Source organism: Streptomyces sp. RP5T (assembly GCF_003933965.1).
GTDB lineage: Bacteria > Actinomycetota > Actinomycetes > Streptomycetales > Streptomycetaceae > Streptomyces.
Genome location: NZ_RSAJ01000347.1, coordinates 1 through 8,791, shown reverse-complemented (window position 1 = coordinate 8,791; position 8,791 = coordinate 1). Strand labels below are relative to the sequence as shown.

At 65.6% G+C, this 8,791-nt stretch carries 5 protein-coding genes and 3 pseudogenes; 5 read left to right on the top strand and 3 right to left on the bottom strand.

Annotation, left to right across the window (positions count from 1 at the left end):
* Nucleotides 1-106 precede the first annotated feature (106 nt).
* Together EHS43_RS29100 and EHS43_RS29095 are read right to left on the bottom strand one after the other, a co-directional pair.
* Nucleotides 107-412 (bottom strand): annotated as a pseudogene (locus EHS43_RS29100) (transposase family protein); the annotation flags it as partial.
* 187 nt (nt 413-599) lie between these two features.
* A complete protein-coding gene (locus tag EHS43_RS29095; RefSeq protein WP_125193700.1) occupies nt 600-980 on the bottom strand; it encodes a MerR family transcriptional regulator in 381 nt (126 codons plus the stop codon).
* Nucleotides 981-1,057: 77 nt separating this feature from the next.
* Between EHS43_RS29095 and EHS43_RS49005 the strand changes: the two are divergent.
* The 4 genes and pseudogenes from EHS43_RS49005 to EHS43_RS29075 form a co-directional block, all read left to right on the top strand.
* Nucleotides 1,058-2,128: pseudogene (locus EHS43_RS49005) on the top strand (amidohydrolase family protein); the annotation flags it as partial.
* A 112-nt stretch (nt 2,129-2,240) separates the two neighbouring features.
* The gene (locus EHS43_RS29085) at nt 2,241-3,179 is read left to right on the top strand and encodes an alpha/beta fold hydrolase (RefSeq protein ID WP_125193698.1); all 939 of its coding nucleotides are present in this window, start codon (nt 2,241-2,243) and stop codon (nt 3,177-3,179) included.
* A 760-nt stretch (nt 3,180-3,939) separates the two neighbouring features.
* Nucleotides 3,940-5,043, top strand: a complete 1,104-nt coding sequence (locus tag EHS43_RS29080; RefSeq protein ID WP_125193697.1) for a hypothetical protein — start codon at nt 3,940-3,942, stop codon at nt 5,041-5,043.
* Nucleotides 5,044-5,126: 83 nt separating this feature from the next.
* Nucleotides 5,127-6,356 (top strand): 4-hydroxybenzoate 3-monooxygenase, encoded by a 1,230-nt coding sequence (locus tag EHS43_RS29075; protein ID WP_260470762.1) that lies wholly within the window; start codon nt 5,127-5,129, stop codon nt 6,354-6,356.
* A 105-nt stretch (nt 6,357-6,461) separates the two neighbouring features.
* On the opposite strand, the pseudogene EHS43_RS48835 reads toward EHS43_RS29075, so the two are convergent.
* Nucleotides 6,462-6,635 (bottom strand): annotated as a pseudogene (locus tag EHS43_RS48835) (IS5/IS1182 family transposase); the annotation flags it as partial.
* A gap of 1,054 nt (nt 6,636-7,689) precedes the next feature.
* On the opposite strand from EHS43_RS48835, the gene EHS43_RS29065 reads away from it, so the two are divergent.
* Complete coding sequence (locus tag EHS43_RS29065) at nt 7,690-8,709, top strand: bifunctional DNA primase/polymerase (RefSeq protein WP_125193701.1); 1,020 nt, start codon at nt 7,690-7,692, stop codon at nt 8,707-8,709.
* Nucleotides 8,710-8,791: the final 82 nt, after the last annotated feature.

Below are 8,791 nucleotides of genomic sequence, written 5' to 3'. Positions count from 1 at the left end.
GTGGAGCGCAGGTAAGACCGGGACTCGCCCCGGCGCCGCGCGGCGAAGCAGGAACCCACTCGACACCGCAGCCTTCAACGGCGCGGTAGGCGGGAATCGCCGTCCTTCAGGGCGGCGAGGATGTCAAGGCGGACCAGAAGCTCCACCCACCGTATCGGCACCATCGTCCAGGCCGTACACGGACTGCCGTGCCGATGCGGCGGGTGGAACAGCGGGCTCGCCGCAGGAGCCGCCGCGTCTTGAGGTGGGCGAAGTCGCGCTCGCCGGGGGCACGGAGTCGGGCGAGGTCGCGGTTGAACTGCTGGTAGTGCTCGGGTTGTTCGCTGTGGTGGTAGTGCGGGGTGCGGAAGGTGGCGCCCGCGCCCTGGTAGGCGCGGTCCGCGAGCACGAGGATCTGCCGGGTCAGGCAGGCCACCTCCACGTCGAGTGACTGCTCACGCTCTGACCGTCCGGCCCCTCGGCGATGGGTTGCCGCGGGTATCGCGGAATGCGCGGCGATGTCCCGCTGGGAAGAGGTGGCTGTCGTCCACGCTGCTCATCGCAATGGTCATGCTGGTGCGGCGCATCTGCCCGTGCCGGGCGGCCCAGCAGCGTAGGCCTCAGACGGCCGTGTGTCGTCGGCAGGGGGCGCCCGTATGCATGCTGGCGGAGGCGCCGGTGATCACCGAGTCAAGCCGGTCCCGGGTGCGTGTGAGGTCCGCGATGTGCTGGTTGATGCGATCGCGTTCCAGGGCCAGGCGGTCGAGAAGCTCGGACGTGGCCTTGCCATCAATGACGCAGGGTGTCAGCTCTGCGATGGTTCTGCTGGACAGGCCAGCGGCGTACAGCTCCAGGATCAGCCGGATCTGGTCGACCGCGGTTTCCGCATAATGGCGCTGACCGCTGTCGCTGCGCTCGGAAACGAGCAGGTTCTGCTCCTCGTAGTACCGCAGGGCCCGGGGGGTGACTCCGGTCTTCCGGGCGAGTTCCCCGATGCGCATTCCCGCCTCCACGTCCGCATGTCTTGCGTCACATCTACTTGCCTTTGACGTCAACGTCAGGTTTTAGCGTATCCGATATGAGCCCCGCCGGGCTTTCCTGCCGATACGTCCCCAGCAGGCTACGGCTCGAACGAAGTGGAGCACCCGTGAGTGAGGACATCACCCCGGCCCAGCGGGTGATCGGCGTCGAGGAGCACGCCTGGACCCCCGAATTACGTCGAGCCCTGCTCAAGTGGGGTGGCGATCAGACCGTCAACAAGATGAGCAGTCAGGGGGAGGTCAATCTCCGTCTGCTCAATGTCGGCGAGGAGCGTCTGGCGCGCATGGACGCCAGTGGTGTGGACATGGAGGTCCTCTCCATCACCACCCCCGGTACCCAGCCCTTGCCCGCGGAAGTGGCCGTCCCGCTCGCCAGGGAGGCCAACGATGTGCTCGCGGACGCCGCGCACCGTCACCCCGACCGTTTCGCGGCCTTCGCCACACTGCCCACATCCGACCCGAAGGCGGCCGCCACCGAGCTGGAGCGCGCCGTGACGGGCCTCGGCCATGTCGGTGCGATGCTGTTCCCGCGCACGGGCGAAACATTTCTCGACCACGAGAGCTTCCGCCCCGTGTTGGAGGCTGCTGCTCACCTCGGGGTGCCGCTGTATATCCACCCGGCTATGCCCCTCATGAAGTTCATCGACGCCGCCTACAGCGGGTTCGATCAGATGACGAGCATGCTGCTATCCACCGGAGGCTGGGGGTGGCACTCGGAAGCCGGCTTGGCGACGCTCCGTCTCATCCTGGCTGGCACCTTCGACCGCCACCCCGACCTGCAGATCATCCTGGGCCACTGGGGCGAGATGCTCGTGCCTTTCGCCGACCGCGCCGACCTGCTCAGCACCGCCGCCACGCACTTACAGCGCCGAGTCCTGGACTACATCACAGGCAACCCCTCCGTCACCGCTGGCGGACTCTACAGCCACCGCATGCTGACCGCGGCGGTGGATGTGCTGGGGCCCGACCGGGTCATGTTCGGCGCCGACTCTCCCTACGGCGCCGCCACCGCCGCCAATGACGCTGATGCCCGCGGCCTCGGCGGTGTCGACTGCTGCGGCTCCTTCGGCGGGACCGGCGGCGCTCGCGCCTTTGTCGACACTGCTCCCCTTCATGAGCAGGGCAGGGCGAAGCTCGGCCACCTCAACGCCGAACGCATGCTCAACCTCAGAACCGCCATGATCCACCTCATATACCACTCCACCTCGAAGAGGTACACCCATGACTACACATCCGACGACCGGTCTCACTGGCCCCGCGTCCACCCCGACCGTTGCGGTCAAGCCGCTCGTGCTGGCCGTACCGCAGCGTGGGGAGGATCTGCACGTACGGGTCTCTGCCCCGGTCACCGGCGGCGACCTGCCGATCGTGCTGTTTGCACACGGATTCGGCTCGAACCTGGACGGCTACGCGCCCCTGGTCGACCACTGGGCCTCTCACGGTTTCGTGGTCATCCAGGCCACCCACCTCGACTCCAGGCGGCTCGGGTTGGCTGCGGACGATCCCCGCAAACCTCAGATGTGGCGCCACCGCGTCCAGGACATGAAGCACGTCCTGGACGAGTTCAAGATTTTGGAGGCGTCCGTGCCAGGCCTGGCCGGCCAGGTCGACCACAGCCGCATCGTCGCCGCGGGGCACTCCTTCGGCGGCCAGACCGCAGGCATCCTTGTGGGTCTGCGAGTCAAGGACCCGCAGACCGGCATTACCGAAGATCTGTCGGACTCCCGGGTCCTGGCCAGCATCCAGCTGGCCACCGCTGGCAAGGGCGGTGACGAACTGACTCCCTTCGCCCAGGAAAACCTTCCGTGGCTGTGCGACCAGGACTTCTCCCACATTATTGCCCCAGGTCTGGTCGTCGCCGGAGACAAGGACGACCTTCCGCTCTCCACCCGAGGGCCGGCCTGGACGACCGACCCCTACGCCCTCAGTCGCGGCAACAAGAGCCTGCTCACTGTCTTCGGTGGTGAACACTTCCTCGGTGGCATCTCCGGCTACCAGGTGGCGGAGACCACCGACGAGGATCCCGGCCGCGTCGCTCTTGTCCAGCAGGTCACTCTCGCCTACCTGCGGCACGTCACCGGCATCGACGACACCGACTGGGAGACGGCCCGGTCCGTCCTCGCCGATGACCATCCCCTTGGGCGGCTGGATTCCAAGTGAGCCCGCCGGCGGTCGCCGGGGGGTAGGAAATGTGTCCAGTGGGCCGCCAGCACGGGATGAGTCACCTGATGGGCTGCGAAGGAGACCGACGGTCGGGGTCGAAGGCGCGCGCCATCATCAGGGCGTTCTGGCATCGGCTCACGAACCGGCTTATATCGGGTGTCTAGCAGCGGAAGAAGGAGAGCTTGTCAGTGTATCGGTGTCGACGGGCGGCCAGGACGATATCACCCTCGTCCAACTCGCGGACGTGATCTGCCGCAGATGCGGATCGAGGAGGACCTTCCAGCTCGGCAGGACCTTCACCGGACTGGACGCAGGCCAGGTGCCCTGCTGGAACTCCTGGACGCGTTGCTCCTTGTTCTCCCTGATTGCCTCAGCCGTCCTCGCACTCACAGTCTCTGCCACGATCACAGTCGGCCCCGCAGGACCGGCCCCGTCTTGCTGACCTGTCCTGGACTTGTCCGGCTTCTTCAGGCGTTGGTCCTCACACCCACCCGTCCGAAAAGCGGGACACGCGCACTGGATGGCCCGGCACCGCCACCGTAAAGCCGTCGCGCAAGCCTGCCACCAGCGTCGACACGAACTCCAGGACCAGCCATGATCGGAACTACAGCAGCCGTGTCAGACCAGTGGAACGTGCCCGTTCCCGAGCCTGTTTTCGGCGAAAAACGTGCCCGTTCTGGCTGGTCGTGAACCGTTCGGGTAGCAGGGCCGTTCAGTTCTACCGCAGGGGTCGAGTCTACGTGTGAGGACATCTGATATGCCAGAAGAACCGCGCCATGCCCTGGCGTCAGTCCAGGAAGACCCGATCGCAGAAGAAGCCGGAAACGAGATCGGTGTCCAGTTTGACTGGCCCAACAGAGAGGTCACCTTTACTCCGCCACGAATGTCTAGTTTCGAAGAGGTGGCCGAACAAATTACGTTAACCCGAAGGGCTGTTGCAAAATTCAAGCGACCGCTCATTGAAGGAAATTTTCCAGGAGCTGAATCTTCCTTTGCATCCCCCATGATCAGGCGCTCTCGAACGGAATCCAGCAGTAACTCGGCTGTTGGAACTCAAAATTTGCCCGTTTTGAACTTCCGTGACAACGACGGCCCCATCGCAAAGGCGACTTTCGAGGGCATCAATGGTTGGAGTGTAAAGGTTGCACGAGTTGTCGGTTTGGGCATGGCAGAACGAACGCAGGTTCAGACTGCCATCAAGAGCGTTGCCGCTGGCCTAATGATTGTGGCGGAGTCGCTCCAGCAGTCAGGCAACCCGTCGTCCCAAGTCGTGAAGATTGCAGGCAATGTCACGATGAGCCTGACGCAACTCCTGGACATGATGAATTATGGAACATCTGCTCGGGAGACCGCAAAGAATGCTGGATTGCGAGCGGCCCTACCAGACATACGTAAGACCGCTCTGCAGGGCATCGGCATGGGAGCAGTAATAGCGGCCGCTATTTACCAGGCGGGCGAGAATCCGATCGCTAATGCCGCCGCAATGGCAATAAGTACGCTGGCGGCAATGTCGGCAACAGGTCCGTCAAGGGTAGAAGAAGCGGCGAAGCAAAAGGACCGCAAAGAGCATTTCTTCGGCAACCCTGGAGCTCTCGAATCTCAGATTGATTTGTCAGGTCTTGGTGGCCCTCAGTCGCAGTCGACCGTCTCCATGGTTGGCGCGAGTCCAACGGGCGCACTCAGCATCACCTCCCCACACAACAGTTCTCCGGCGAGCATCCGAAGCGTTCCAGGCGACATGAAGGAAATGCTTCCTCCGGCTCGAACGAACACATCACAAAGCGTCAACAGCCCCTCGACAGTACCGCCCGCCCCTGCCATCCAAAATCCGCCGACAGATAAGGGAAAGAAGAGGAGGTAGCAACAAAATTGGTGAAGCCCTCGCAACCGAATCAACGATTCGAACGTTCGATATCCAGCCATGTTGATACTGGAGGTGGTCAAGTGGAGGAAGGACATGCGAGGTTGCGGGAGTCCGCGACCGTCGTGGTGATCGGTGCGGGCCCAGCCGGTCTGACCGTCGCCAACTTGCTGCGGCGCAGTGGCATCGACTGTGTCATCTTGGAACGCCAGACCCGTGAGCACGTGGCGCAGCGGCAGCGGGCCGGCATCGTCGAAGCCCGCGCCGTCCAGTTGTTCGACTCATGGGGGCTGGCCGACCAAGTCCTCGGAGGCGTCCCGTCCGACGGCCTCCTGGAGGTCCGGGTGGACGGCGAGAGTCACCTGGTGTCCGGTGACGACGGCTCCGAAGGTCCTGCGGCCAGTCTCTGTCCGCAGCAGGTGCTGGTCCAGAATCTCACCGCCGTGTACCTCGCCGAGGGCGGTGACCTGCGCTTCGAGTCTGCGGATATCTCCCTGCACGACCTGACCGACGACCATCCGACCGTCCGCTACCGCTCCGCTGACGGAACACTGCGTGCCATCACTTGCAACTTCGTCGCCGGCTGCGACGGTGAGCATGGCATCAGCCGTGCCACCATCCCCGATGGCGTCCTCACCACCCACACGTTAGATCACGGCATCGGCTGGCTCACCATCCTTGCCGACGCGCCGCCCCCGGCCCGCCCTCTTTTTGCCGTCAGCCCGTACGGCTTCGCCGCCCACTTCGCCCGCGGCCCGCACACCAGCCGCTACTACCTCCAGTGCCCGCCCGACGACCAGCCCGACGCCTGGCCCGAGCAACGCATCTGGGAGGCACTGCGCACCCGGCTCGCCGACCCCGCCCTCGTTCCCGGCCTGATTACCGACCGCGAGGTCTTCCGGCTCCGCGGTCTTGTCCACGATCCCATGCAGTACGGTCGCCTCTTCCTCGTCGGCGACTCCGCCCACATCGTCTCCCCTTTGGGAGGCAAGGGCATGAACCTCGCTCTCCACGACGCAGACCTTTTCGTCCGCGCTATCCGGGACTCCCTCCTCAATCACGACGACACCGGCCTGCACACCTACTCACAGCGTTGCCTCCGCCGTGTCTGGAACGACCAAGAGTTCTCCCACTGGCTGACCCGCACCCTCCACGACGCTGGCGACGACACCCACTCGGGCTCCTTCCACCGAGGCCTGGCCCGCGCCAGGCTCGACCGCCTCTTCACCTCCGACAACGCTGCCCGCGCCTTCGCGGAACTCATGGCAGGGCTTACGGGCCCTAACAAAGCCTCTGGACGTGGCGGTGGATGATTACTGACAGTGAGAATGTGACTGGTGGTTCTGCTGGTGAGCCTGACTCACTTACTGACAGTGTGATCGCCTGTCCGCCGTGGTCGCGGCTCAGGCCCAGGTAGCCGTCGCCGACAGCCGGCCAACGAAGACCAGTTGGTGACGGGCCCCGGCGCCTGCGGCCCGCTTCCGAGCCCCGCCTCGTGCAGCATGGCGACGGCCCTCGATCCCGGCTTGCCGCGGCACCGCCAATTCCTCGACCAGTCGCGCGAGATGGCGCCGAGAGATCCCCGTGAAGATGCGCCAGCACTGAGCTTCTTCAGTAGTGCCTCGTGAGAGTGATGCCGTGGCAGGTGTTGACGACGCTCCCGAGCAGGGAGATTGCCGCCGTACTGGTCCCGGCTGTTGCTCCCGGCGTCACCCGATCGGTGGCCGTTCTGAAGAGGCTCACTGTCCGGTTGACGGACACAAGCCGACAGCCAGCCGCGCAGCCCCGTATGACGTCTCCGGGGCGGTGAAAGCCTGCGATCACCCGGGGCCAGGCTTCACAGCCGAGGGCAGCAAGGGGCTGTCCCACCACTACGCCGACGCGACCCCCACTTCGTGAGGAGGGTCTCTGTACGTTCAGCCCCTGCTGTTCAGTCCCTTGTAAACATGCAGGTCACGGCAGTAAACGACGTCAAGAAGGGACCCAAGGGACTCAAGTTGGGAATTATGAACGAGTTTTGTGTGCGGATACGCGCGTACGCATCTGTTGAGGGATCCGTACGTAGGTCGCTCATAATTGCAGTTCCTGGTCCCTTCAGTCCCTCCCGGGTGCCGTATCCCGTTCCTGAGCTGCAGGGATGTTCAGGGACTCAAGGAGGGGCCAGCCCTCGGGGCCGCCCCGTTCAGGCCCTGCCCGGAGGGCAGTAGCAGCAGCGGGTACCGCCTGGCGAGGGCCCGAGGATGAGCCCAGGTGGGAAGTGCCCGTCAGTTGGGACTGGTTGAGCCCCTGTGCCGCCCATGCCTGTTCACGACGGCCGATAGGTGAATCACGGTCCCTCCAGACCCTCCCGTTAAGGGCATTGCGGTCAGGTATCGCACAGTCTGGTGATTCTTCAGGGACTCAAGGGACCGTAGGGACCCGAGAACACATACGGCGCCACGCGGGGGAGCGGCGCCCGGCCGCGGCACGGGGGTCCTACACTCTCTTCCGAAAGCCAGTCCCTACAGTCCCTTTGGTCCCTCGTTCCAGCCCGGGCCAGGGCAAGTGGGGGACCGCAGAACAAGACCCTCTCCGAAGGACAGACGCGTGCCCGGCCCCGACGTGACGAGAGTGCCCGCCACTGCGCGGGCAGCCGCACCTCACGCCGTGGCCCGCTGGTGCGCCAAACAGGGCTGGCCGGTCCATCCTTTGGCAACCGGACGCAAGACACCGGCCGCCAACTGCCCGGCCTGCAAGGACAAGCACCACACACCCACAGGATGCGCCTGCATCCCCGCGGGCCGCCCCTGCCACGGATTCCACGCCGCGACGACCAGCACGGCGCGCATCGACGCCTGGTGGTCCGCTCATCCCTCCTGGGGCGTCGGCGTGGCCTGTGGCGGCGCCGACCTGATCGTCATCGATATCGACGCGCACGCCGCCCCGGTCCCCGACCGCAGTCGGCTCCTGCCCGGGATCTCCATCCATGACTCGGTGAACCTGGATGGCCTGGCCTCCGGCTTCGACACCCTGGCGCTTCTGGCCGCACTGCGGGGGCAGCCTAGTCCAGCGGACGACGACAGCACGCTGCGTGTGCGCACCCCCTCCGGTGGACTGCACGTGTGGTACCGAAATCCCCACCCCGCCATCCGGTTTCGCTGCTCCACCGGGGCCAGCACCAAAACCGCACTGGCCTGGCAGGTCGATGTCCGAGCCGACGGCGGCTACATCGTCGCTCCCACCACCCGCACCACGCACGGCACTTACCTGCGGGAGGGGCCCTCCCACCTGCCTGCGCCGGTGCCTGAATGGCTGGGCGAGGAACTCGTGCGGACCGGACACACCATCCAGCGGCCGACAGCCGCCTCCCGGCCCGCGATCTCCCGCAGCCGCCGGCCAAGGACTCCCGTGCGCGCGCACCGCGTCCTGGACCCGCTGCTGCTGGAGGTCACCGACTGCGCCGCCCTGCCCGAGGGGGCCGCCTTCACCGAAAAGCTCAACAAGGCCGCCTACACCGCCGGAGGCCTCGCGGCCGCCGGGCACCTCGACGAACCCACCGCGCGCACCCTGCTGCGCGAGGCCGCCCAGACCGCGCGCCCCTGGCAAAGCGCCCGCAACGAACGCATCATCGACGACGCCCTCGCCGCCGGGTCCGCCCGCCCGCTCCACCTCGAAGGACGCTCATGAGCAGCGCCGAGACGCCGCGCTTCGATGCCACCGCCGCTGCCCAGCAGATGCTGGACCTCGAACAGACACAACAGCAGCCAGC